General features: G+C 58.8%; 20 protein-coding genes. 13 read left to right on the plus strand and 7 right to left on the minus strand.

What is annotated here, in order from left to right; translation table 11 throughout:
* Nucleotides 1–178 precede the first annotated feature (178 nt).
* Nucleotides 179–2,074 (plus strand): FTR1 family protein, encoded by a 1,896-nt coding sequence (locus AC1RAC_RS15350; RefSeq protein ID WP_492616741.1) that lies wholly within the window; start codon nucleotides 179–181, stop codon nucleotides 2,072–2,074.
* Nucleotide 2,075: 1 nt separating this feature from the next.
* Entirely contained in the window at nucleotides 2,076–2,531 is a 456-nt protein-coding gene (locus AC1RAC_RS15355) for a YaiI/YqxD family protein (protein WP_034129032.1), read from the plus strand.
* Nucleotides 2,532–2,677: 146 nt separating this feature from the next.
* Here AC1RAC_RS15355 and elbB read toward each other — a convergent pair whose 3' ends face one another.
* On the minus strand, nucleotides 2,678–3,343 hold the full coding sequence (elbB, locus tag AC1RAC_RS15360) for an isoprenoid biosynthesis glyoxalase ElbB (protein WP_089041512.1): 666 nt from the start codon (nucleotides 3,341–3,343) through the stop codon (nucleotides 2,678–2,680).
* A gap of 115 nt (nucleotides 3,344–3,458) precedes the next feature.
* Here elbB and AC1RAC_RS15365 point away from each other — a divergent pair, with 115 nt between their 5' ends.
* The gene (locus AC1RAC_RS15365) at nucleotides 3,459–4,694 is read left to right on the plus strand and encodes a sterol desaturase family protein (RefSeq protein WP_034129030.1); all 1,236 of its coding nucleotides are present in this window, start codon (nucleotides 3,459–3,461) and stop codon (nucleotides 4,692–4,694) included.
* On the opposite strand, the gene AC1RAC_RS15370 is transcribed toward AC1RAC_RS15365, so the two are convergent.
* Nucleotides 4,675–5,310 (minus strand): DedA family protein, encoded by a 636-nt coding sequence (locus AC1RAC_RS15370; protein ID WP_034129029.1) that lies wholly within the window; start codon nucleotides 5,308–5,310, stop codon nucleotides 4,675–4,677. The genes AC1RAC_RS15365 and AC1RAC_RS15370 overlap by 20 nt on opposite strands.
* A 208-nt stretch (nucleotides 5,311–5,518) precedes the next feature.
* On the opposite strand from AC1RAC_RS15370, the gene hemB reads away from it, so the two are divergent.
* A complete protein-coding gene (gene hemB, locus AC1RAC_RS15375; protein ID WP_034129028.1) occupies nucleotides 5,519–6,532 on the plus strand; it encodes a porphobilinogen synthase in 1,014 nt (337 codons plus the stop codon).
* Between the two features lie 18 nt (nucleotides 6,533–6,550).
* Entirely contained in the window at nucleotides 6,551–8,773 is a 2,223-nt protein-coding gene (gene ppk1, locus AC1RAC_RS15380) for a polyphosphate kinase 1 (RefSeq protein WP_054896006.1), read from the plus strand.
* A 139-nt stretch (nucleotides 8,774–8,912) separates the two neighbouring features.
* Here ppk1 and ppx read toward each other — a convergent pair whose 3' ends face one another.
* On the minus strand, nucleotides 8,913–10,415 hold the full coding sequence (gene ppx, locus AC1RAC_RS15385) for an exopolyphosphatase (protein ID WP_003195352.1): 1,503 nt from the start codon (nucleotides 10,413–10,415) through the stop codon (nucleotides 8,913–8,915).
* Between the two features lie 754 nt (nucleotides 10,416–11,169).
* Here ppx and AC1RAC_RS15390 point away from each other — a divergent pair.
* From AC1RAC_RS15390 to AC1RAC_RS15410, 5 genes are all read left to right on the plus strand, one after another.
* Complete coding sequence (locus AC1RAC_RS15390) at nucleotides 11,170–11,829, plus strand: DUF1120 domain-containing protein (protein ID WP_072445621.1); 660 nt, start codon at nucleotides 11,170–11,172, stop codon at nucleotides 11,827–11,829.
* A gap of 115 nt (nucleotides 11,830–11,944) precedes the next feature.
* On the plus strand, nucleotides 11,945–12,604 hold the full coding sequence (locus tag AC1RAC_RS15395; RefSeq protein ID WP_157717968.1) for a DUF1120 domain-containing protein: 660 nt from the start codon (nucleotides 11,945–11,947) through the stop codon (nucleotides 12,602–12,604).
* 105 nt (nucleotides 12,605–12,709) lie between these two features.
* Nucleotides 12,710–13,411, plus strand: coding sequence for a fimbria/pilus chaperone family protein (locus AC1RAC_RS15400; protein ID WP_081095710.1), 702 nt, complete (start codon nucleotides 12,710–12,712; stop codon nucleotides 13,409–13,411).
* A 6-nt stretch (nucleotides 13,412–13,417) separates the two neighbouring features.
* The gene (locus AC1RAC_RS15405) at nucleotides 13,418–15,922 is read left to right on the plus strand and encodes a fimbria/pilus outer membrane usher protein (RefSeq protein ID WP_492616742.1); all 2,505 of its coding nucleotides are present in this window, start codon (nucleotides 13,418–13,420) and stop codon (nucleotides 15,920–15,922) included.
* A gap of 190 nt (nucleotides 15,923–16,112) precedes the next feature.
* Entirely contained in the window at nucleotides 16,113–16,475 is a 363-nt protein-coding gene (locus AC1RAC_RS15410) for a DUF1120 domain-containing protein (protein WP_230960007.1), read from the plus strand.
* 4 nt (nucleotides 16,476–16,479) lie between these two features.
* Here the strand turns inward: AC1RAC_RS15410 and AC1RAC_RS15415 are convergent, their stop codons facing one another.
* From AC1RAC_RS15415 to AC1RAC_RS15430, 4 genes are read right to left on the minus strand one after another with little or no spacing between them, the layout of a single operon-like run.
* On the minus strand, nucleotides 16,480–17,217 hold the full coding sequence (locus tag AC1RAC_RS15415; RefSeq protein WP_054917093.1) for an amino acid ABC transporter ATP-binding protein: 738 nt from the start codon (nucleotides 17,215–17,217) through the stop codon (nucleotides 16,480–16,482).
* Complete coding sequence (locus AC1RAC_RS15420) at nucleotides 17,204–17,854, minus strand: amino acid ABC transporter permease (protein WP_054896002.1); 651 nt, start codon at nucleotides 17,852–17,854, stop codon at nucleotides 17,204–17,206. Before AC1RAC_RS15420 ends, AC1RAC_RS15415 begins: the two co-directional genes overlap by 14 nt.
* Nucleotides 17,851–18,519 carry an amino acid ABC transporter permease gene (locus AC1RAC_RS15425; RefSeq protein WP_054896001.1) on the minus strand — a complete coding sequence of 223 codons (669 nt, stop codon included), beginning with the start codon at nucleotides 18,517–18,519 and terminating at the stop codon, nucleotides 17,851–17,853. The genes AC1RAC_RS15420 and AC1RAC_RS15425 overlap by 4 nt, the downstream gene beginning before the upstream one ends.
* A gap of 14 nt (nucleotides 18,520–18,533) precedes the next feature.
* On the minus strand, nucleotides 18,534–19,319 hold the full coding sequence (locus AC1RAC_RS15430) for a transporter substrate-binding domain-containing protein (RefSeq protein WP_054896000.1): 786 nt from the start codon (nucleotides 19,317–19,319) through the stop codon (nucleotides 18,534–18,536).
* 254 nt (nucleotides 19,320–19,573) lie between these two features.
* Here AC1RAC_RS15430 and AC1RAC_RS15435 point away from each other — a divergent pair, with 254 nt between their 5' ends.
* From AC1RAC_RS15435 to rho, 3 genes are all read left to right on the plus strand, one after another.
* Nucleotides 19,574–20,269 (plus strand): FadR/GntR family transcriptional regulator, encoded by a 696-nt coding sequence (locus AC1RAC_RS15435; RefSeq protein WP_492616743.1) that lies wholly within the window; start codon nucleotides 19,574–19,576, stop codon nucleotides 20,267–20,269.
* A 121-nt stretch (nucleotides 20,270–20,390) separates the two neighbouring features.
* Entirely contained in the window at nucleotides 20,391–20,720 is a 330-nt protein-coding gene (gene trxA / locus AC1RAC_RS15440; protein ID WP_034129019.1) for a thioredoxin TrxA, read from the plus strand.
* 234 nt (nucleotides 20,721–20,954) lie between these two features.
* Nucleotides 20,955–22,214: a transcription termination factor Rho gene (gene rho, locus AC1RAC_RS15445; protein ID WP_003176825.1), complete on the plus strand. Its 1,260-nt coding sequence runs from the start codon at nucleotides 20,955–20,957 to the stop codon at nucleotides 22,212–22,214.
* Nucleotides 22,215–22,227 lie beyond the last annotated feature (13 nt).

Genomic DNA, 22,227 nt, shown 5'->3' on the forward strand with positions numbered 1-22,227 from the left:
CCCCCCCCCCCCCCCCCCCCCCCCCCCCCCCCCCCCCCCCCCCCCCCCCCCCCCCCCCCCCCCCCCCCCCCCCCCCCGCTCCCACATTGGTTTTAGGGTGATAAGAAATAACACCTTGAGTCGAATCCATTAAAGCTCAACAATAGTGTTACTTCGTATTTCCACTTGAGATTCATTCATGACCGCCCCTTTCCGCTTTCTCGCCTGGCTGCTGTTGCCGGCATTGCTGTCGTGCAGCCTCAATCTGTCGGCCGCGACCGCCGAGGGCGCGCCGCAAGCCCTGCATTTGCTTGACTACATTGGCGCCGACTACCCACCGACGGTAGAGGCGGGCAAGGTGGTGGATGACTCTGAATACCGCGAACAAGTCGAGTTTCTCGGGGTATTGCAGGGGCTGGTGGCGGAGTTGCCAGACAAGCCTGAGCGCGCCGAGCTGGTAAAGGGCGTTGATGAGCTGCTGGCCGCGGTCACTGCCCACCAGGACGGCGCGAGCGTTGCCCGCCAGGCTCGTCAATTGGGCGCCAAGCTGGCCGTGGCGTATGAAGTCAGCCAGGCCCCGGCCATCACGCCGGACCCGACGCGCGGCGCGCCGCTCTACGCCCAGCATTGTTCGGTGTGCCACGGCACAACGGGCGCCGGCGATGGCCCGGCAGGCGTGGGCATGACCCCACCGCCGGCTAACCTGCGCGATGCAACGCGCCTGGACCGCCTGAGCCTCTACGCGATCTATAACACCCTCGGCCTGGGCGTCGAAGGCACCGACATGCCGTCATTCGCTGACCAACTGGACGACCGCCAGCGTTGGGACCTGGCAACCTATATCGCCGGCTTCACGGCCGACCCGGCCGCTGCCAAAGGCGAGCAGACGTTCAACCTTGCCGACCTGGCCCGCCAGACCCCCACTGAAGTACTCGCCGCTGACGGCCCTGGCGCTGCGGCGACATTCCGCGCCCAGCGTGCGCAGCCGCCGCAGGTTCAGCGTGGCCCCGCGCAGTTGCTCGACTACACTGCCGCCACCCTGGACAAGAGTCTCGCGGCGTTCCGCAACGGCGACCACGAGCAGGCTTACGATCTATCCGTCGCAGCCTACCTGGAAGGCTTCGAGCTGGTGGAAAGCTCCCTGGATAACGTCGATGCCAATGTGCGCAAAGACACCGAGAAGGCCCTGATGGCCTATCGGCAATCGTTGCAGGACGGCTTGCCTATCGAGCAGGTGCAGCAGCGCTTGGATGCAGCCAAAGGCAAACTCACTGAATCGGCTGGTTTGCTGGGCGGCGATGGCCTGAGCTGGTCGTTGAGCTATATCTCCGGCTTGCTGATCCTGCTGCGTGAAGGCCTGGAAGCGATACTGGTGCTGGCCGCGATCCTCGCCTTCCTGCGTAACACCGGCCAGCAATCGGCGGTGCGCAGCGTCAACGTCGGCTGGGGCCTGGCGCTGTTGGCGGGTTTGGGTACCTGGGCCTTGGCGGCCTATGTCATTGACGTCAGCGGCGCCCAGCGTGAGTTGCTTGAGGGCTGCACGGCGTTGTTTGCCAGTGTGATGGTGCTGTGGCTCGGCGTGTGGATGCACGACCGGCGTCACGCGGCGGCCTGGCAGGACTACATCAAGAGCAGCCTGGTGGGCGGCGGTGGGCGTTTCGGGTTTGCGGTGCTGGCGTTCTTCTCGGTATATCGCGAACTGTTCGAAGTGATCCTGTTCTACGAAACCCTGTGGCTGCAGGCCGGCCCTGCCGGGCACAACGCGGTGCTGGCCGGTGGTGCCACGGCGCTGGTGCTGCTGGTGGGCCTGGCCTGGGTGATCCTGCGCGGTTCGGCGAAGTTGCCCCTGGCGCTGTTCTTTGGCATCAACGCCGCATTGCTGTGTGCGCTGTCGGTGGTGTTCGCCGGGCACGGTGTGAAAGCCTTGCAGGAAGCCGGCATTTTCGGCACGCGGCCAGTGGCGTTCTTTGACTTCGACTGGCTGGGCATCCACGCCGATGCGTACTCGTTGGGGGCACAGGCCGTGGCGATCCTGGCGATTGTGGTGTTGTATGGCCGTAGCCGCCTGACCGAAAAGCACCGGGCGGCGGCGTAGCATGCGCGTGTGGATCGACGCCGACGCCTGCCCTCGGGCGGCCAAGGACCAAGTGGTGAAGTTTGCCCTCAAGCGCCAGTTTGAGGTGGTGCTGGTCGCAGGGCAAAGCCAGATCAAGCCTAGCTTTGCCTGTGTGAAGCTGATCGTGGTGCCCAGCGGGCCGGATGCCGCCGATGATTACCTGGTGGAGCACGCCGTGCCCGGCGAACTGGTGATTTGCAGCGACGTGCCCTTGGCCGATCGACTGGTGAAGAAGGGCATCACGGCCCTCGACCCGCGTGGCAAGGAGTTCAGCCCTGCGAACATGAGCGAGCGGTTGGCGGTGCGCAACCTGTTCACCGACCTGCGCGAGCAAGGCCAGATGGGCGGCGGCCCGCCGCCCCACAGCGAAAAGGACAAGCAGGCGTTTGCCAATGCGCTGGACCGAATTCTTACCCGCTTGATGAAACCAGCCTGATCTGTGGCGAGGGAGCTTGCTCCCGCTGGGCTGTGCAGCAGCCCCAAAGCCGTCGTCAGTGTTTTATCTGAATCACCGCGTCAGCTTAGATGGGGCGGCTTCGCCACCCAGCGGGAGCAAGCTCCCTCGCCACAGGTGCATCCCCATCAGTCGTTTTCGTGGGTTAATTCCAATACCCGATCCACCAGCTTGTTGATGCCGGACGCCACCTCGCTGATGTTCTTGCCCAGCATATAGGCCGGTGTACTCACCAGCTTGCGCGCCTGGTCCTCGACGATATCCTCCACAGTGCATTCGACGTGGGTGGCGCCCATCTTGTCCAGGGCTGCGGCGGTGCTGGCATCGTTGCCGATGGTGCAGGTCACGCCAGGGCCGTAGATCTTGGCGGCCAGGGCCGGCGAAATGCAGATCAACCCCACCGGCTTGCCCGCTTCGGCAAAGGCTTCAGCCAGTGCCAGCACCTGGGGGTTGATGCTGCAGCCGGCGCCTTCCACGGCAAAGTTCGACAGGTTCTTGGCCGCGCCAAAACCGCCCGGCACGATCAGCGCGTCAAAGTCTGCGGCGTTGGCTTGGCCAATATCCTTCACGGTGCCTCGAGCGATGCGCGCGGATTCCACCAGCACATTGCGAGACTCGGGCATTTCTTCGCCCGTGAGGTGGTTGATCACGTGCAACTGCGCAACGTCGGGTGCAAAGCATTCCACTTGAGCGCCGCGCTGGTCCAGGCGCAGCAGGGTGATCACGCTTTCATGGATCTCTGCGCCGTCGTACACGCCACAGCCGGAAAGGATCACTGCAATCTTTTTGCTCATGGGCATTTCTCCTGATTCATGGCGTTAAATGTCTACTAATTTGTAACCTCTTGCCAATGGGAACTCACGTCGCTGCACCTAATCTTGATGTAACAAAAATAGACCGGACTAGCCCATGGACTTTGTGCCTTACGCAGTACCGTTTTTTATTGCCCTGATCGTGGTCGAGTTGCTGGCCGACCGTTGGCGTGGCGTGCGCAACTACCGAGTGGCGGATGCCATCAACAGCCTCAGCACCGGAGTGCTGTCCACCACCACAGGCTTGCTCACCAAGGGCGTGGGCCTGCTGACCTACGCGTTCGCCATCGAGCACCTGGCGCTGTTCGAATTGCCTGCCCAGAGTGCCTGGACCTGGGTGTTTGCCTTTGTGTTCTATGACTTCTGCTACTACTGGCTGCACCGCATGGGTCATGAGCGCAACATACTGTGGGCCGCGCATTCGGTGCATCACCAGAGCGAGGACTACAACCTCAGCACCGCTTTGCGCCAGACCAGCACCGGTTTCCTGCTGAGCTGGATCTTCTACTTGCCCCTGGCGGTGGTTGGTGTGCCACTGGTGGTGTTTATCAGCGTGGCGTCGCTCAACCTGCTGTATCAATTCTGGGTCCATACACGCCATGTTCCCAAGCTTGGCTGGTTCGAATGGTTTTTCGTCACACCGTCCAATCATCGGGCCCACCATGCGCAGAACGCTCTCTACATGGATCGCAACTACGGCGGGGTGTTCATTATTTGGGACCGACTGTTCGGTACCTTCCAGGAGGAAGACGATAACGAACCGGTGATTTTCGGTGTGACCACACCCTTGGCCAGCTGGAACCCGCTGTGGGCCAACCTGCAGTTTTATGCGCAACTCTGGAGTGACGCCCGGCGTACTGAGCGTTGGTGGGACAAGCTGCGTATCTGGTTCATGCGCACCGGCTGGCGCCCGGCGGACGTCAAGGCCAAGTACCCGATGGCCAAGCCGGACCTGAGTCAGTTCCGCAAATTCGAGGTGCCGCTGGATGTGCGCCAACAGGTCTACATCGCCTTGCAGTTTGCGGCCTATGTAGGGTTTGGCAGTTATCTGATGAATTTCGGTGAGGGCTTGCCCTCCACGGCGCTGGTCCTTGGCTGGGGCACGATGGCGCTGGGGTTGTTTACCCTGGGCGTGGCGCTGGAGAATCGCCCATGGGCGCTGAAGGCCGAGCTGGCGCGCCTGGCGCTGAATGTTCCCTTGGTATGGCTGGCGCCGCTGGTGGGGTTGTGGCCCGCCAGCAACCTGGGCTGGCTGGGCCTGGCGAGCTACAGCCTGCTCAGCATCATCGGCCTCTACTGTTGCAGAAGCCGGCTTACTCGGTTGGTGTCTTAGGCGTTTCGACCGAGGCTGGCTCGTTAGCCAGCCGAGCCTTGGCCTCGGCACAGGCTTGGCGGGCGATGCGGGCATTCTTGAAGCGACGGCGCAGCCACAGGCCAAAGCCCAGCACCAGCAAGGCGGCCAATACCCACAACTCGTATTTCTTGACGCTGCCGAGCATTCCTTCCAGCACTGCGCCGAAGTGATAGGCTGCCGCCCCCAGTGCCGCGGCCCAGATCGCCGCGCCAATACCGTTCAGAACCAGGTAGCGCAACGGTGGGTAGCCGGACAGGCCAATCGCCACGGGCATCACCGTGCGCAACCCGTATACGAAGCGGAAACTCAATACCCAGATATCCGGATGCTTGCGGATATGTTCCAGTGCCTTGTCGCCCATCAGTTGCCAGCGCGGCTTGCGCGCCAGCAACTTGCGGCCGTGCTTGCGCCCCATGTAGTACCAGAGCTGGTCGCCGGCGTAGCTGCCAAAAAAGGCAACGACCACCACCAGGTTGATATCCATGTAGCCACGGAACGCCAGGAAGCCTGCGAGTACAAGGATGGTCTCGCCTTCGAAGAACGTGCCGAGAAAGAGGGCAAAGTAGCCGAAGTCATGCAGAAATTGTTGAAGCATGGTCTAGGGTGCTGGCGAAATGAACGCGCAGCCTACGCCTTCACGAAGATTCATGAAAGTATCGAGATGTGTCACGAAGTGAACAATTCCTACGCAAATGACGAATGGGACTACAGGTCGTGTCGATAAGCACAACTGTCATTCATTCGTCATAATGGCCGCTTATAACTGCAACGCTCGCCCGTAAACACGGGCTCAGGAGTCTGTCGTGAGCTTTACCCCTGCCAATCGCCTGTTCCCCGCCACCCGTCTGCGTCGCAATCGTCGTGATGATTTTTCTCGTCGCCTGGTACGTGAAAATGTACTGACCACGAATGATCTGATCCTGCCGGTTTTCGTGCTCGACGGTGAAAATCGCCGGGAAGCGGTGGCGTCGATGCCGGGTGTGGAGCGTCTGACCATTGACCTGTTGCTTGAAGAGGCGGCGAAGTGGGTCGAATTGGGCATCCCGGCGCTGGCGCTGTTCCCGGTGACCCCGGCCGAACTCAAGACCCTGGACGCCGCCGAAGCCTGGAACCCCCAGGGGATTGCCCAGCGTGCCACCCGTGCCCTGCGCGAGCGTTTCCCGGAGCTGGGCGTGATCACCGACGTGGCCCTGGACCCTTTCACCACCCACGGCCAGGATGGCATTCTTGACGAAGACGGTTATGTTCAGAACGACATCACCGTCGATGCACTGGTCAAGCAGGCGTTGTCCCACGCGGCTGCGGGCGCCCAGGTGGTTGCACCGTCGGACATGATGGACGGACGCATCCAGGCGATTCGCGAAGCCCTTGAGCTGGCCGGTCACGTCAATGTGCGGATCATGGCCTACTCGGCCAAATACGCCAGCGCCTACTACGGCCCATTCCGCGATGCGGTAGGCTCGGCGCTGAACCTGGGCAAGGCCAACAAGGCCTCGTACCAGATGGACCCGGCCAATAGCCAGGAAGCCCTGCACGAAGTGGCCACCGACCTGGCCGAAGGCGCCGATATGGTGATGGTCAAGCCGGGGATGCCTTACCTGGACATTCTTTACCGGGTCAAAGAGGAATTCAAGGTGCCGACCTTTGTCTATCAGGTCAGCGGTGAATACGCCATGCACATGGCGGCGATCCAGAATGGTTGGTTGAGTGAAGGGGTGATCCTCGAATCCCTGACTGCCTTTAAACGTGCCGGCGCTGATGGCATTCTGACCTACTTCGCCGCCCGCGCCGCCCAATTGCTTAGAGAGCAACAATAGCCCTCACAGGAACACTCGATGAATACCGAAGGACTCTCAGAAGTTGCCGTAAAAGACGCTCACCCGGTGGTTGAACAAGTCGCCCAGACCCCGCCGGAGCTGGAGCCTGCACCGCCTGCGGTGGTGGCCGAAGCGCCTGCGCCGGCGCCAGTGCCAGTGGTCACCAACCTGGATGACAGCAGCCTGTACATCCACCGCGAGTTGTCACAACTGCAATTCAACATCCGCGTGCTCGAGCAGGCGCTGGATGAGTCCTACCCCTTGCTGGAACGGCTGAAATTCCTGCTGATTTTCTCCAGCAACCTGGACGAGTTCTTCGAGATCCGTGTTGCCGGCCTCAAGAAGCAGATCACCTTCGCCCGTGAGCAAGCCGGTGCCGACGGCCTGCAACCGCACCAGGCCCTGGCGCGTATCAGTGAGCTGGTGCACGGCCATGTGGACCGCCAGTACGCGATCCTCAACGACATCCTGCTGCCGGAGCTGGAAAAGCATCAGGTCCGCTTCATTCGTCGTCGTCACTGGACCGCCAAGATCAAGACCTGGGTGCGCCGTTACTTCCGGGACGAAATTTCGCCGATCATCACGCCTATCGGCCTCGACCCGACGCACCCGTTCCCCTTGCTGGTGAACAAGAGCCTCAACTTCATCGTCGAACTCGAAGGTATCGACGCTTTCGGCCGCGATTCGGGCCTGGCGATCATTCCAGCGCCGCGTCTGTTGCCTCGGATCATCAAGGTACCGGAAGAGGTAGGGGGCGCTGGCGACAACTATGTATTCCTGTCGTCGATGATCCACGCGCACGCCGATGACCTGTTCCAGGGCATGAAGGTCAAGGGCTGCTACCAGTTCCGCCTGACTCGTAACGCCGACCTGGCGTTGGACTCCGAAGACGTTGAAGACTTGGCCCGTGCCCTGCGCGGCGAACTGTTCTCGCGGCGCTATGGCGATGCGGTGCGCCTGGAAGTGGCGGACACCTGCCCGAAACATTTGTCGGACTACCTGCTCAAGCAGTTCAACCTGGCCGAGTCGGAGCTGTACCAGGTCAACGGCCCTGTAAACCTGACGCGCCTGTTCAGCATCACCGGCTTGGACAGTCACCCGGAGCTGCAATACAAGCCGTTCACTCCGCAGATCCCGAAACTTTTGCAAAACAGCGAGAACATCTTCAGCGTGGTGAGCAAGCAGGACATCCTGCTGCTGCACCCCTTCGAGTCGTTCACCCCGGTGGTCGACCTGCTGCGCCAGGCTGCCAAGGACCCGCACGTCCTGGCCGTGCGCCAGACCCTGTACCGCAGCGGTGCCAACTCGGAAATCGTCGATGCGTTGGTGGATGCTGCGCGTAACGGCAAGGAAGTCACTGCGGTGATCGAGTTGCGGGCGCGCTTTGACGAGGAGTCCAACCTGCAACTGGCCAGCCGCCTGCAAGCGGCCGGTGCGGTGGTGATCTACGGCGTGGTCGGCTTCAAGACCCACGCCAAGATGATGTTGATTCTGCGCCGTGAGGCCGGTGAAATTGTGCGTTACGCCCACTTGGGTACCGGCAACTACCACGCCGGCAACGCCAAGCTCTACACCGACTACAGCCTGCTGACATCCGATGACGCGCTGTGTGAAGACGTCGGCAAGTTGTTCAGCCAGTTGATCGGCATGGGCAAGACCTTGCGCATGAAGAAGCTGCTGCACGCGCCGTTCACCCTCAAGAAGGGCATGCTCGACATGATTGCCCGCGAGACCCAGTTCGCTCTCGACGGTAAACCGGCGCACATCATCGCCAAGTTCAACTCGCTGACCGATCCTAAGATCATCCGCGCGCTGTACAAGGCCAGCCAGTCCGGTGTGCGCATCGATCTGGTGGTGCGTGGCATGTGCTGCCTGCGCCCCGGCATTGTGGGCGTGTCGCATAACATCCACGTGCGCTCGATCATCGGCCGCTTCCTGGAGCACACACGCGTGTTCTACTTCCTCAACGGCGGCGAAGAGCAGATGTTCCTCTCCAGCGCCGACTGGATGGAACGCAACCTCGACAAGCGTGTGGAGACCTGCTTCCCGGTAGAAGGCAAGAAGCTGATCATGCGGGTCAAGAAGGAGCTGGAAAGCTACCTGACCGACAACACCCATAGCTGGAGCCTGCAGTCGGATGGGCGCTACGTGCGTAACACGCCGACCGGCAACCAGAACCCGCGCAGCGCGCAGGCGACGTTGCTGGAGAAGTTGGGTAGCCCGATTCTGACGGTGAACTAGCCCAGGCATACGCAATTCCATGTGGGAGCGGGCTTGCTCGCGAATGCGGTGTGTCAGTCAATGCATCTGGTGACTGATCCACTGCATTCGCGAGCAAGCCCGCTCCCACATTTGTTCTGCAGAATGCTTTTAGATTTGCTTAGCGCAGGTTCAGGCTGAACCCTACCCGCGTCAGCCATTCCGCTTCCTGGGCGAAGTCCGCCTGGGTCAGCTGGTTTTCATCCAGCCAGCCTTTGGGGAACATCACTTCCAGGCTATCGCCATCGGCGTGCAGTTTGACCTGGGGCATTTCCTGGGTGCCGCGGATGTGGTGGAACAGGATTGCAAAGCGCAGCAGCGCACACAGGCGGATCAGCTTGATGCCGTCTTTACCGAACTCGGCAAACTTGTCCTTGGGAATATTGCGACGATGGCCGCGTACCAGCAGCGCGAGCATCTGTTGGTCTTCCCGCGAGAAACCGGCCAGGTCCGAGTGTTCGATCAGGTACGCGCCGTGCTTGTGATAATGGTAGTGGGCGATGTCCAGGCCGACCTCATGCACCTTGGCTGCCCAGCCGAGTAACTCGCGCCAGACGCCGTCTTCCAGGTCCCAGTCCTCGGCCACCTGGTCGAAGGCGTGCAAGGCTTTGCGCTCGACGCGGGCGGCTTGCTCCAGGTCGACGTGGTAACGCTCCATCAGCGAGCTGAGGGTGCGCTCTCGCACGTCTTCATGATGGTGCCGGCCCAGCAGGTCGTAGAGCACACCTTCGCGCAGGGCGCCGTCACAGTGGTCCATGCGTTGCAGTTCGAGGGCGTCAAAGATGGCTTCGAGAATCGCCAGGCCCGCAGGGAAAATGGCGCGACGGTCGGGCTTGATGCCGTCGAAGTCGATTTTCTCTGCATCCCCCAGCTTGAACAGCTTGCGCTTGAGCCACGCCAGGCCTTCGGCGTTCACCTCACCGGTGCCATGGCCACCGGCCTTCAAGGCCAGGCCAATGGCACGGATGGTGCCGGACGAGCCGATGGCTTCATCCCAGGTCAGGCGGTGCAAGGCATGTTCGATGCTCATGATTTCCAGGCGCGCTGCGGTGTAGGCCTGGGCATAACGCGCCGGGGTGATCTTGCCATCCTTGAAATAACGCTGGGTGAAACTCACACACCCCATCTGCAGGCTTTCACGCAGTAGGGGTTCGAAACGCTGGCCGATAATGAACTCGGTGCTGCCACCGCCAATGTCTGCCACCAGGCGTTTGCCGGGCGTGTCGGCCAGGGTGTGGGACACGCCGAGGTAGATCAGGCGTGCCTCTTCACGGCCCGAGATGACTTCCACCGGATGCCCGAGGATTTCCTCGGCGCGATGGATGAATTCGTTGCGGTTGCGCGCTTCGCGCAAGGCGTTGGTGCCAACGATACGCACCGCGCCAGGGGGCATGCCGTTGATCAGTTGCGCGAAACGCTTGAGGCAATCGAGTCCGCGCTGCATGGATTCTTCATTGAGCTTGCGCTCGTCGTCGATCCCGGCGGCCAGTTGCACCTTCTCGCCGAGCCGCTCAAGGATGCGGATCTCGCCGTTCTGGGCCTTGGCCACGACCATATGAAAGCTGTTGGAGCCCAGGTCGATGGCGGCGATCAAGGACAGATTCTTGGCTTGGGATTGCGGCATGGTTTGGGGGTCTCGGTCGATAACCTTGCCATCGTGCCACGATCGACGGCTGGCGCCAACGCGTAGTGCCAGAGGAATTTTCCCCAATCACTCATCAGAAATTGTGAATGCCGCTTGTAGGAGGTGGTTGCGATAGCTGTGTTATTGGGTCAGGAGTCGCTGTAGTTAATAACTTGCAGTGTGCGTAATTTCTGGATGGTCAACTTAGTCCTACATGTGTATGCATATTTGTCTTGGTTTTTTGTGTTTGCTCCTACAGTAAACAATCTAAATGTGAGCCGTTTTCGCAGAGCTGTCTTACGTTGATTGAGGTATTTTTCCGGCTTAATTATTTATGTGTGGCGCCGATACTGCCGGTCGGCAATTAAGCCGTGGCGGTAATTATTTGTCGCTCAGGGATTGTACAAGGGGTAGTTATGCGTGTGGGGTTAAACAAGTGAACACCTCACATCGCTGACTATAGGTGCTGTTTTTACATGCTCAGGAAATTAAGGTGCTCAGATGAAGAGCAAAGTGTCAGTGCCGGCGGGACTGCTTCTGGCTGCTGTAGATTTAAGCGTCGAAGCAGCCAATCTACGAGTGAAGGGTATTAATGGCCCCGCCCGTTGCAGTTTAACACTATGAGTTCGATGGCAAGCAGCCTGCGCTAGAGCTGTGTTATTTCCGATAGTTGTTGTGTCGGCAGTTTTAGTGATGAGCGATATTGGTTTTTTGCTAGCGAATCCATTTCTATGTCTATGCAGGATGTAAGATCATGAAAATAAAGTTTGTTTTGGTGGCAGGTATGGTGCTTTCGGTGGCTAGTCTGAGTGTTCAGGCCTCAGAGTTGCGCGTAAAGGGGGCCATTGTTCCTGCCAGTTGCAGTTTTACAATGACTAATGCCGTTTTCGATTATGGTGATATCCGGCCGTCGAGCCTAAGCGAAACTCAGTATACGCGTTTGACGGCGAAGTCTACGCCGTTCGCTGTTAAATGCGAGGGAAGTGCACTCACTGCGGTTGGGCTCAAGGCAGTGGATAATCGTTCATCCAGCAAAGTGCCAGGTATCGTTAGCTCAATAGACCAGGGCTACACTGATAACTACAACTATGGATTGGGTTTGTCGTCCAAAGGACAAAAAATAGGGGGTTATGCCGTACATGTTCAAAACTCTATTGCTGATGGGCGAACCGTCCGTACAGTGACTTCCGCAGACAATGGCAATACATGGACGAACTATCGAAGCAACGCGTTGGGTCAAGGCGGCGATGTCATTGCCTGGTGGGGTGGTTCAGGAGCGCAAACACCACTTAAGGTTAATTCGGTATCGGGGAATATTCAGATTATCACCTTTATTAATAAAAAGTCCGCGCTCGATGTGGGCAGTAAAATCGAGTTGGACGGTCACGCAACCTTGGAGCTTCGTTACCTCTAGGCTCCTATTCGTACTTCCTTGATCAGATAATTCGCATCGGTGTGTGGGTGATAGCGCAGGCCTAATTGTCATCGGGTTTGATCTGATATTTATCGTTATGTTGAGAGTGCTAAAAATGAATAAGACGATGTTTGTAATGAGTGTCGCGTGCTTGGCGTCCCTTGGTTTTCATGCTCAAGCTGCTGACCTGAGTGTGAAAGGAACGATTGCCCCCGTCAGCTGCAGTTTCACGATAACCAATTCGGTTTTTGACTACGGAAGGATTGACCCGAATTCCCTGAGCCCGACGCGTTATACACAGTTGGCTAAAAAGACAACGCCTTATTCGATCAAGTGTGCCAGCAATGTCAAGACAACGGTGGCGATCAGGGCGTCGGACAATCGTGCAAGCTCTCGAATTCCCGGCATGATGCTCAGTCTTTTTGGCAGTAATTATAAAGATATTTATAACTTCGGATTGGGTGCTACGTCCCAAGGGCAAAAGATTGGTGGGTATCTGATCCACTTACGTAATTCTGTGGCGGACGGTGTAGCGGTGGGGATTGTTGGTTCCGAGAATAATGGCGGATATTGGCATACGAATAGCACCCAAGCCGTCGGCCATACCTCCAACCTTACGGCTTGGCGGGCAGGAAATGTCTACGCACCTATCAAGCTTAATACGGTGGCAGGCCAAATTGAAGTGTTGCCTGTTATCAATAAAACATCAGAGTTAAATATGAGTAATCAGATTAATCTGGACGGTCAGGCTACTTTAGAGCTGCGCTATCTATAACTAGGTTCGGAAAGGGGCCGAGCAGAGCCACGCTTTATTAAGCGGGCTTTGTGTCGGCCAATATTTCTTTCGCAAAGCCTGTGCGCACAAGTGGGTAGTGAAGTGATGGTTAAAAGATTTCTTAAATCATGCTTGTTAATAGGTTTTTTCTTGCCGGCGGTGCTGTTCGCCGACGGTATGCGTCCTGATACCACCGTCATTGTGCTACATGAGGCAGAAGGTGAAGTCAGCATTAACGTCACCAACACGGATAGCAGTCCGGCACTGCTGCACTCGGTTATTGAGGATGTCCCGGAAGATACCGAGCAACTGATTGTTGTCACCCCACCGGTCACACGTGTGGATGCAGGAGAGCGTCAGATGGTGCGGTTTCTTTCAATAGGCACCGAACCACTCAAGACCCAGCGCCTGAAGCGTGTGTCCTTCGAAGGAATTCCTCAGGCACAACCTGGTTCCGGTGCGACCATTGGTATCAGCCTTCGGCAGAACCTTCCGCTGATCCTGCATCCCAAAGGCTTGCCAAAGAACGATGCGCCTTGGGAGTTACTGACCTGGCATCTTCAGGCCAACGTCTTGAGTGTGCGCAACGACAGCCCCTACGTAGTTCGCTTGGCGGCAGACGTCCGTCTTAATCCGCAACGAGTGACGGCCAGCCTTGCTCGTACCTACGTGCTGCCTGGCGAAGTGTTGCAGGTGGCCTTGGACAAGCCTGTACCCGGTGCGACCTCGGTCACCCTTGAACCCGCGACCGTCTACGGCTTCGCTGTCGATAGCTACGATGCGCTGCTCATCACGAATGCGCCGTGACCGTTCATGAACACAACCAATGGCAATTTCGGTGCAGCTCCCGACGACTTGAATCATGTACAAAAGCGTGAGGCGCTTTTCAGGCGAAGCGGGCTGAGCCTGTCGGTGTGCATGGCAATGATGGCGGTGGTGGTCACGGATGCTTCTGCCGCCCGTGTATCGAGCATTTCCGGGTTCGACTTGGAAACGCTGCAGGCGCGGGGTATCAGCCCTTCGGTTGCCCACTATTTTCGTCATGCGCCACGTTTCAGTGAGGGTGTGAGGGTCGTGGACCTGCACGTCAACGGTGAGCGGATAGGCTTGACGGATGCTCGGTTCGATAAAGAAGGCGAGCTATGTTTTACCCGTAGTTTGCTTGATCGTGGCAGCTTGCGGGTACCTTCCTCGGTGATCGACAAAAGTGTCCCCCCCGAGCAAGCCTGTCATGACTTCAAAGCCGAATACCCTGAGACAGTAACGACATTGCGTCCTGGCAACGAAGAGGTGTCGTTGGTGGTGCCTACGCAAGCGCTGCGAGACGTTCAGCGAGACTCCGGCAGCTATGCGCGCGGAGGCACGGCAGCGCTACTCAATTACGACGTCCAGGCAATCAACAGTCATTCCAGGGCGGATACCTATCGGTATCTTTCAGCCTCCACAGAGGTGGGCTTCAATTTTGGCGATTGGATTGCCCGTAGCCGCCAGCTTTATATTTCCAACGATCGCCGCACAACGGCCGAACACCTTTTCGCCTATGCACAACGGGATTTCTTGCCTTTGGCTTCGACCTTCCAGGTCGGTCAGATATCGAGCAATAACCCGGTGTTTGGGGGAGTACAACTGACGGGCGCGCAGATTTTCCCCGATGGTATTGAAAGTGGTGGCAGTCACAATGGCGTGGTAGTCGAGGGGCGAGCCCTGAGCCAATCACGGGTGGAAGTACGGCAATCCGGCGCGTTGATCTATACCACGGTCGTTCCTGAGGGGCCTTTTACGCTGACCAATCTGCCCTTGCTCAACGGCACCAGCGACCTTCAGGTCACGGTGATAGAGACCCAGGGCGGGCAGCGCAGTTTTATCGTGCCGGCTGCTACGTTCCGCGCAGTGGTCCCCGTGAAGTCTGGATATACAGCTTCTTTGGGCAAGATCCGCGAGGTGGAGGGGAGAGGGGCCAAAGAGCCCCTGCTGGCCATGGCCAGTGGTACGTGGGCTGTGGGCAAGGACAGCGCGGTCAGCGCAGGGGTACAAGGTACCGATAGCTACAATGCGGTGGGGCTTGCCCTGGACAGCAGCTTTTCCCAGCGCTTTTCCCTGGGGGTGCGTAACAACTTGTCCCGGGATCATTCAACAAACGTACAAGGCGCGCGCAACAGTGTGTCTGTGAGCGTCGGCCTGCCTGCGAATGTACAGATGTCCTTGAGTGCCACTGCGCAGACACCGGGCTATCGTGACGTCATCGATACAGTGACGCCTCATGTAAACGATGTGGATGGTTCGCGATTCAAGAACCAGTACACCGTAGGATTCAGTTGGGCGGACTCTCAGTTGGGTGGCTTCTCCATCGGTTATAACCGGGGGGCCGATTTCAAGAGCCGGATTACCCAGAATATCTACGGCACGTGGAACAAGAGCTTCAGATATGCCAGCGTCGGTGTGACCGTGGACTCTCAGATTGGCCAGTCCAACAGTGCCGATGACCGGAACGATGACGGACTGGGTATTCGACTGCAGGTCAGTGTTCCCCTGGGCCGTGATCGGAGCCTCAGCGCATTCGCTCGACGTCAGGGAGAGCGCTCCAGTATCGGCACTGCCTATGATGAGCGTGTCGACGAGACGCTGAACTACCAGATACGCAGCGACAGAGACTTCGCAGGGCATCGTGAGCACACCCTGGGCGGCACGCTCAACGCGTCTTCTCGTTACGCGCAAGTGGGGCTGGGGCTGAATCGTGACTCGTCCAGCACCAGTTACTCCGGGCAATTGCAAGGGGCGGTGGTCGCCCATTCTGAAGGTTTCACATTGTCGCCGTATCGGGTTGAGGACACGTTTGGCGTGGTCTCGGTGGGCGAGGTTGCCGGTGCTCGTCTTACCACACCTCAAGGGCCGGTTTGGACCGACCCGTGGGGCAAGGCTGTGATCGCCAGTTTGCCGGCTTATCAGTCGAGCGTGTTGGAGCTGGAAGGCAAAAGCCTACCTCGCCAGATGGATATCAAGAACGGTACCAAGGTCCTGGAAGCGGGCCGTGGGTCCTTCAACAGGGTCGATTTCGAAGTAATCAACGTGCGCCGGGTACTGCTGCGCGCTACGGATATACACGGCAAACCATTGCCTCAGGGCGCTGCCGTGCTGGGGCCAGAAAATGCATTGCTGACCACGGTGGTTGGGGATGGGATGATTTTTCTCAGCAACGTCGACGCGCCCCAGGCCCTTAAAGTCTCTTCCAGCACAGTGTCCTGCGCGCTGCAACTCGACCTTCCGGAGCAAACCTATAATGGCAAATTCTACGAAACCGCTTCGGCGGTCTGTCGGTGAGATGGCCCGCATGAACGAGTGGCGTATCGGGTGCCTCAAAGGCTTGGGGCTGTTGTTGAGCTGCCTTTTACTGGCAGCGCCGGCAAGTGCTGCGAACTGCCGCCTGTCCCTGAGCCAGCCCATCATCGATTACGGCCTGCTTCGCCCAGGCGAACAGCTCGAAAATCGGGGTGCTTCGCTGGGAAAGCGTATGGTACGTCTGAACGTGATCTGCGTGGAGGCTGCGGTGATTGCGCTACGTTTTCAAGGCGTGCCGGCCAATGAGACTGGCTACAGGTTTGGCCGCCAGGGCTTTTTCAACCTGACGCTTCAGCATCCTCAACTCGACGGTAAACCCATCGAGTTAGCGCAATGGCACAACCCTACCGAACGGGACGCCCAGCTACGCCCAGGCCAATCTCTGGTAGTGCTGGTCGGCGGAGCTCCTGCCAGAGGCCACGCTTTTTCGGCGCAGGTGCAAGTAGACACCTGGCTATCGAGCGCAGCCACTGCTGTTGGCAATAAAACCACATACGAGGGCAATGGGCGTTTCGAGCTGGTGTCCGGTGGCTGAGTCCTCAGGCAGGTGATCCATGGCTGCCGATGAAGTTTGCCAGCTCGGCAGATTGCGGATGTGCAAACAGCACTTTCGGATCGCCCACTTCATGCACCTTACCCTGGTGCATGAACACCAGCTTATCCCCAACCTCCCGGGCAAAACGCATTTCGTGGGTCACCATGATCAGGGTCATGCCGTCTTTAGCCAGTTGGCGCACCACGCTGAGCACTTCATTGACCAGCTCCGGGTCCAGGGCCGATGTGATTTCATCGCACAGCAGCACTTTGGGTGACATGGCCAGTGCGCGGGCAATGGCGACTCGCTGTTGCTGGCCACCGGACAGTCGATCAGGGAAAGCGTCGAACTTCTCGCCCAGGCCTACCCGATCCAGCATCTGCTTTGCCAACTGCACCGCTTTGGCCTTTGGCACTTTCTGCACCACTTGCGGCGCCAGCATCACGTTCTCGCCCACGGTCAGGTGCGGGAACAGATTGAATTGCTGGAACACCATGCCGACCTTCTGCCGCAGGCTGCGCAGGTCGGCGCGGGCCGCGTCGAGGTATTCACCATCGACTTCGATGACGCCGTCGTTGATCGACTCCAGACCATTGAGGGTGCGCAGCAAGGTGGACTTGCCCGAGCCGCTGCGGCCGATGATTGCCACCACCTGGCCTTCGTCCACCGTCAGGTCGATGCCCTTGAGCACGTGGTGATCGCCGTAATACTTATGCAGGGCAGAAATTCTAAGCAGAGGCATGCAGTCTCCTTTCCAGGTAGCGCGCACTGAGGGACAAGGGGTAGCAAAGCAGGAAGTAACCGAGGGCCACCAGGCCATAGACCATGAAGGGTTCGAAGGTGGCGTTGGCGAGCATGCCGCCCGTCTTGGTCAGTTCGGTGAAGCCGATGATCGAGGTCACGGCGGTGCCTTTGACCACCTGCACCGAGAAGCCCACTGTCGGCGCGACAGCAATACGTAGCGCCTGGGGCAAGATCACGTAGCGCAGTTGTTCAAGCGGGTTGAGGGCCAGGCTGGCCGAGGCTTCCCATTGGCCGTGGGCAATTGAGTCGACGCAGCCGCGCCATATTTCAGCCAGGTAAGCGCTGGTAAACAGGGTCAACGCAATCGCCGCTGCCAGCCAGGGCGATATGTCCACGCCGAGCAGGGCAACGCCGAAAAACACCAGGAACAGCTGCATCAGCAGTGGCGTGCCCTGGAACAGTTCGATATAGGCGCGGGCAATGTTGCGTGGGAACGCTTTGCGGCTGATGCGCAGGGTCATCACCAGCAAGCCGATCAGACTGCCGCCCACAAACGCCACCAATGACAGCAGCAGCGTCCATTGCAGGCCGGTAAGCAGGTTGCGCACGATGTCCCAGAACGAAAAATCACTCATCGGCTGTTCCTCATGACAAACCGTCGGCCGATCCAGTTGAGCAACTGGCGAATCATCAGCGCCATGCACAGGTACACCAGGGTGGTCAGGGCATAGGTTTCAAAGGCCCGGAAATTACGCGACTGGATAAAGTTGGCGGCAAAGCTCAGCTCTTCAGTCGCGATCTGCGAACACACCGCCGAGCCGAGCATCACGATGATGATCTGGCTGCTCAGGGCTGGCCACACCTTGCCCAGGGCTGGTAGCAACACCACATGGCGGAACGCCTCGAAGCGCGTCATTGCCAGCGCCGCGGCCGCTTCCAGTTGCCCCCGTGGGATGGCCTGGATACCCGCACGTATGATCTCGGTGGAGTACGCCCCCAGGTTGATTACCATCGCCAGCACGGCGGCTTGCCATTCGGTTATTTTCAACCCCAGGGACGGCAGTCCGAAGAAGATGAAGAACAGTTGCACCAGGAACGGCGTGTTGCGGATCAACTCGACATACACACCAAAGAGCCATGCAAACGGCTGGATCTTCCACGCCCGTACCACGGCGCCGACAGTGCCCAGTGCCACGCCGAGGAGGGCGCCAATGGCCGTCAGCTCAAGGGTGAACAGCGCGCCACGCAGGAGCAGGTCGGTATTGGCCAGCACCGGCACAAAGTCGAATTGATAGGCCATCGTTGAGCTCCGCGTCAGAGGTCGGCAGGCAGCGGTTCTTTGAGCCACTGCATGGCGTTTTTCTCCAGGCTACCGTCAGCCTTGGCTGCGACCAGGATCTGGTTGACCTTTTCCAACAGCGCCGGCTCGTTCTTGTTCACGCCCACGTACACCGGCGAGTCCTTGAGCTTCACCTTCAGCGCGGGTACGCGTTTGGGGTTGCGTTCGCTGATGGCCACCATGACCACGTTGCCGCTGGCGATCAGGTCGACCTGGCCGGCCAGGTAGGCGGCGATGGTGGAATTGTTGTCTTCAAAGCGCTTGATCGTGGCTTCCTTGGGCGCTACCGCTGTCAGCTCGATGTCCTCGATGGCGCCACGGGTCACGCTGATGGTCTTGCCCTTGAGGTCGTCGAGGCTGGCGATGGCGGCGTCAGGCGGTCCAAACACGGCGAGGTAGAACGGCGCGTAGGCGCTGGAGAAGTCGATGACCTTTGCGCGCTCGGGGTTCTTGCCCAGGCTGGAAATCACCAGATCGACCTTGCCGGTGGTGAGAAACGGGATGCGGTTGGTGCTGTTCACCGGGGTCAGTTCCAGCTTGACCTTGAGTTGGTCGGCCAGCAGCTTGGCGGTGTCGATGTCCAGGCCACGGGGTTGCATGTCAGGGCCGACCGAGCCAAACGGCGGAAAGTCCTGGGGGACGGCAACCTTCAGCGTGCCACGAGCGACGATGTCATCCAGACCATTCGCCTGGGCGGGTGCCTGGCTCAGCATCAGGCTGGCAAACAGGGCAGTGAGCAGGGCGCTGTAGCGCTTGGTCATGGCAACTCTCCGAAAAAGGCGAAGGAATTTTCTGAGTTTGCCCAGTGCACAGCCCATGCCAGCACCGTTCGGATCGTCTGCAAGGCTGATGTTTATTGAGATGCACAGGTCTTACTGGTCTGAACAGTTGCCAGGGTTTTCGCACCCTTTTCGAGCGCTGACAAAAAGCTGCGAGCCCCTTTGGGGCGTGGCTTGCAGCCGGCCATAAATAGTTTTACAACGGGTCACGCAGCTATCGGGAACCTGTGCTTTTTATGAATTCCATTGCCCAAGCCGTACCGGAAGCGGCCTTGCAGGCCATCCGCAAACTCATCAAGGAGCAAGGCTTCGGGCCGGGCGATGCGTTACCGTCCCAGCGCGACCTGGCCCTGCAATTGGGGGTGAGCCGGGCTTCGTTGCGTGAGGCGCTGTCATCGCTTAGCGCCTTGGGCGTGGTCAGTGTGCAGCCGGGCAAGGGCGTGTTCGTGCAGGACGTGCAAGAAGCGCCCGGGTTTGCCTGGCCCTTCGCGGCGCAGGCTACGCCGCCGGATATCTTCCAGCTGCGCTACGCATTGGAGGGGTTTGCGGCGGGGTTGGCAGCAATGGCACTGACCATCGAGGCGCTGGACAGCCTGGAGGATAATGTCGAAGCCATGCACAGAGTGCTCAAGGCGCGTGACTTCGAAGCGGCCGCACGCCTGGACTTCGAATTTCACCAGTGCATTCTGCTGGCCAGCGGTAACCAGGCAATGGTGAGTATCCTCAGTGCCAGTGCCGAGGTGTTTTTGGAGAGTCAGAAACTACCGTTCATCCGGCCGGAGCGGGCCATGGAAACCTGGCAGGAACATCGCAGGATCCTGCGCGCCCTGGCCCGCCGCAACAGTACGAAGGCGCAGAAAACCATGCAGGAACATATACGTAATGCTGCGTTGCGCACGGGCATTGCGTTCGTGACGCCCGTTACGTCGTGAGTGGGGTCATACCCACACTCATTCAACTTCATAGCAAGACTCAATCAGACGCGGCTTCCTGAACAGGGGAAGGGCGGCTATGATGGGCAACGTTTTTTTTGCTTACAATCCGGAGACATCCATGAGCAACGATCTTATCAAGCACGTCACCGACGCGACCTTTGAGGCCGAAGTACTCAAGGCTGCCGGCCCGGTGCTGGTTGACTACTGGGCTGAATGGTGCGGCCCTTGCAAAATGATCGCTCCGGTCCTGGACGACATTGCAACCACCTACGAAGGCAAGCTGACCGTTGCCAAGCTGAACATCGACGACAACCAGGAAACTCCGGCCAAGCATGGCGTACGTGGTATTCCTACGCTGATGCTGTTCAAGAACGGCAATGTTGAAGCGACTAAAGTGGGCGCGCTGTCGAAGTCCCAGCTGCAAGCTTTCCTCGACGCGAACATCTAAGCGTCGTCAAAAAAGCCCCGCAAATAGCGGGGCTTTTTCGTAAAGCAGGGCTAGACGCTCCGAAATCCAGGTGGTACATTCGGCCCCGCAGTGGTTTCTCCACTGCCCCCTGCAAGCCGTCGCCGACGCATTCCTTTTCGATTAGTACGCGATCCTGTCGCCTTCTCTGCGGCGCGGCCTCATTAAGCCAAAAGCTTAATTTCCCCCCTCCATAAATGATTACGTCATTCCTATATGAATCTGACTGAACTCAAGCAAAAGCCGATTACCGACCTGCTCCAATTGGCCGAAGAAATGGGCATAGAAAATATGGCCCGTTCGCGCAAGCAGGACGTGATTTTCTCCCTGCTCAAGAAGCACGCGAAAAGCGGCGAGGAAATCTCCGGTGATGGCGTGCTGGAGATCCTCCAGGACGGCTTCGGCTTCCTCCGCTCTGCAGACGCGTCCTATCTCGCCGGCCCAGACGATATCTACGTCTCGCCGAGCCAGATCCGTCGCTTCAACTTGCGCACTGGTGACACCATCGTTGGCAAGATCCGTCCTCCGAAGGAAGGCGAGCGTTACTTCGCCCTGCTCAAGGTCGACACGATCAACTTCGACCGCCCAGAGAACGCGAAAAACAAGATTCTCTTCGAGAACCTGACCCCGCTGTTCCCGACCGTGCGCATGAAGATGGAAGCCGGTAACGGCTCCACCGAAGACTTGACCGGTCGTGTGATCGATCTCTGCGCTCCGATCGGCAAAGGCCAGCGTGGCCTGATCGTCGCACCGCCGAAAGCCGGCAAGACCATCATGCTGCAGAACATCGCCGCGAACATTGCACGTAACAACCCTGAAGTTCATCTGATCGTGCTGTTGATCGATGAGCGTCCGGAAGAAGTGACCGAAATGCAGCGCACCGTGCGCGGCGAAGTGGTTGCCTCGACGTTCGATGAGCCGCCAACCCGCCACGTGCAGGTTGCCGAAATGGTGATCGAAAAGGCCAAGCGCCTGGTCGAGCACAAGAAAGACGTGGTGATCCTGCTCGATTCCATCACGCGCCTGGCCCGTGCCTACAACACCGTGATCCCGAGCTCCGGCAAGGTGCTGACCGGTGGTGTCGATGCCCACGCCCTGGAGAAACCAAAGCGTTTCTTCGGCGCTGCGCGGAACATCGAAGAAGGCGGCTCGCTGACCATTATCGCCACCGCGCTGGTTGAAACCGGCTCGAAGATGGACGAAGTGATCTACGAAGAGTTCAAGGGTACCGGCAACATGGAACTGCCTTTGGACCGCCGCATCGCTGAAAAGCGTGTGTTCCCGGCGATCAACATCAACCGCTCCGGCACCCGCCGCGAAGAGTTGCTGACCGCAGACGACGAACTGCAGCGTATGTGGATCCTGCGCAAGCTGCTGCACCCGATGGACGAAGTCGCGGCCATCGAGTTTCTGATCGACAAGCTGAAAACCACCAAGACCAACGACGAGTTCTTCCTGTCGATGAAACGCAAGTAATACAGCGTTTCAG

This window comes from Pseudomonas sp. GW823-FHT02F05 (assembly GCF_058797315.1).

Excerpts from the sequence above, each read along its gene's own strand:
- AC1RAC_RS15350 (WP_492616741.1), top strand. The coding sequence starts at position 179 with ATGACCGCCCCTTTCCGCTTTCTCGCCTGGCTGCTGTTGCCGGCATTG.
- AC1RAC_RS15355 (WP_034129032.1), top strand. The coding sequence starts at position 2,076 with ATGCGCGTGTGGATCGACGCCGACGCCTGCCCTCGGGCGGCCAAGGAC.
- elbB (WP_089041512.1), bottom strand. The coding sequence starts at position 3,343 with ATGAGCAAAAAGATTGCAGTGATCCTTTCCGGCTGTGGCGTGTACGAC.
- AC1RAC_RS15365 (WP_034129030.1), top strand. The coding sequence starts at position 3,459 with ATGGACTTTGTGCCTTACGCAGTACCGTTTTTTATTGCCCTGATCGTG.
- AC1RAC_RS15370 (WP_034129029.1), bottom strand. The coding sequence starts at position 5,310 with ATGCTTCAACAATTTCTGCATGACTTCGGCTACTTTGCCCTCTTTCTC.
- ppk1 (WP_054896006.1), top strand. The coding sequence starts at position 6,551 with ATGAATACCGAAGGACTCTCAGAAGTTGCCGTAAAAGACGCTCACCCG.
- ppx (WP_003195352.1), bottom strand. The coding sequence starts at position 10,415 with ATGCCGCAATCCCAAGCCAAGAATCTGTCCTTGATCGCCGCCATCGAC.
- AC1RAC_RS15390 (WP_072445621.1), top strand. The coding sequence starts at position 11,170 with ATGAAAATAAAGTTTGTTTTGGTGGCAGGTATGGTGCTTTCGGTGGCT.
- AC1RAC_RS15395 (WP_157717968.1), top strand. The coding sequence starts at position 11,945 with ATGAATAAGACGATGTTTGTAATGAGTGTCGCGTGCTTGGCGTCCCTT.
- AC1RAC_RS15400 (WP_081095710.1), top strand. The coding sequence starts at position 12,710 with ATGGTTAAAAGATTTCTTAAATCATGCTTGTTAATAGGTTTTTTCTTG.
- AC1RAC_RS15405 (WP_492616742.1), top strand. The coding sequence starts at position 13,418 with ATGAACACAACCAATGGCAATTTCGGTGCAGCTCCCGACGACTTGAAT.
- AC1RAC_RS15410 (WP_230960007.1), top strand. The coding sequence starts at position 16,113 with ATGGTACGTCTGAACGTGATCTGCGTGGAGGCTGCGGTGATTGCGCTA.
- AC1RAC_RS15415 (WP_054917093.1), bottom strand. The coding sequence starts at position 17,217 with ATGCCTCTGCTTAGAATTTCTGCCCTGCATAAGTATTACGGCGATCAC.
- AC1RAC_RS15420 (WP_054896002.1), bottom strand. The coding sequence starts at position 17,854 with ATGAGTGATTTTTCGTTCTGGGACATCGTGCGCAACCTGCTTACCGGC.
- AC1RAC_RS15425 (WP_054896001.1), bottom strand. The coding sequence starts at position 18,519 with ATGGCCTATCAATTCGACTTTGTGCCGGTGCTGGCCAATACCGACCTG.
- AC1RAC_RS15430 (WP_054896000.1), bottom strand. The coding sequence starts at position 19,319 with ATGACCAAGCGCTACAGCGCCCTGCTCACTGCCCTGTTTGCCAGCCTG.
- AC1RAC_RS15435 (WP_492616743.1), top strand. The coding sequence starts at position 19,574 with ATGAATTCCATTGCCCAAGCCGTACCGGAAGCGGCCTTGCAGGCCATC.
- trxA (WP_034129019.1), top strand. The coding sequence starts at position 20,391 with ATGAGCAACGATCTTATCAAGCACGTCACCGACGCGACCTTTGAGGCC.
- rho (WP_003176825.1), top strand. The coding sequence starts at position 20,955 with ATGAATCTGACTGAACTCAAGCAAAAGCCGATTACCGACCTGCTCCAA.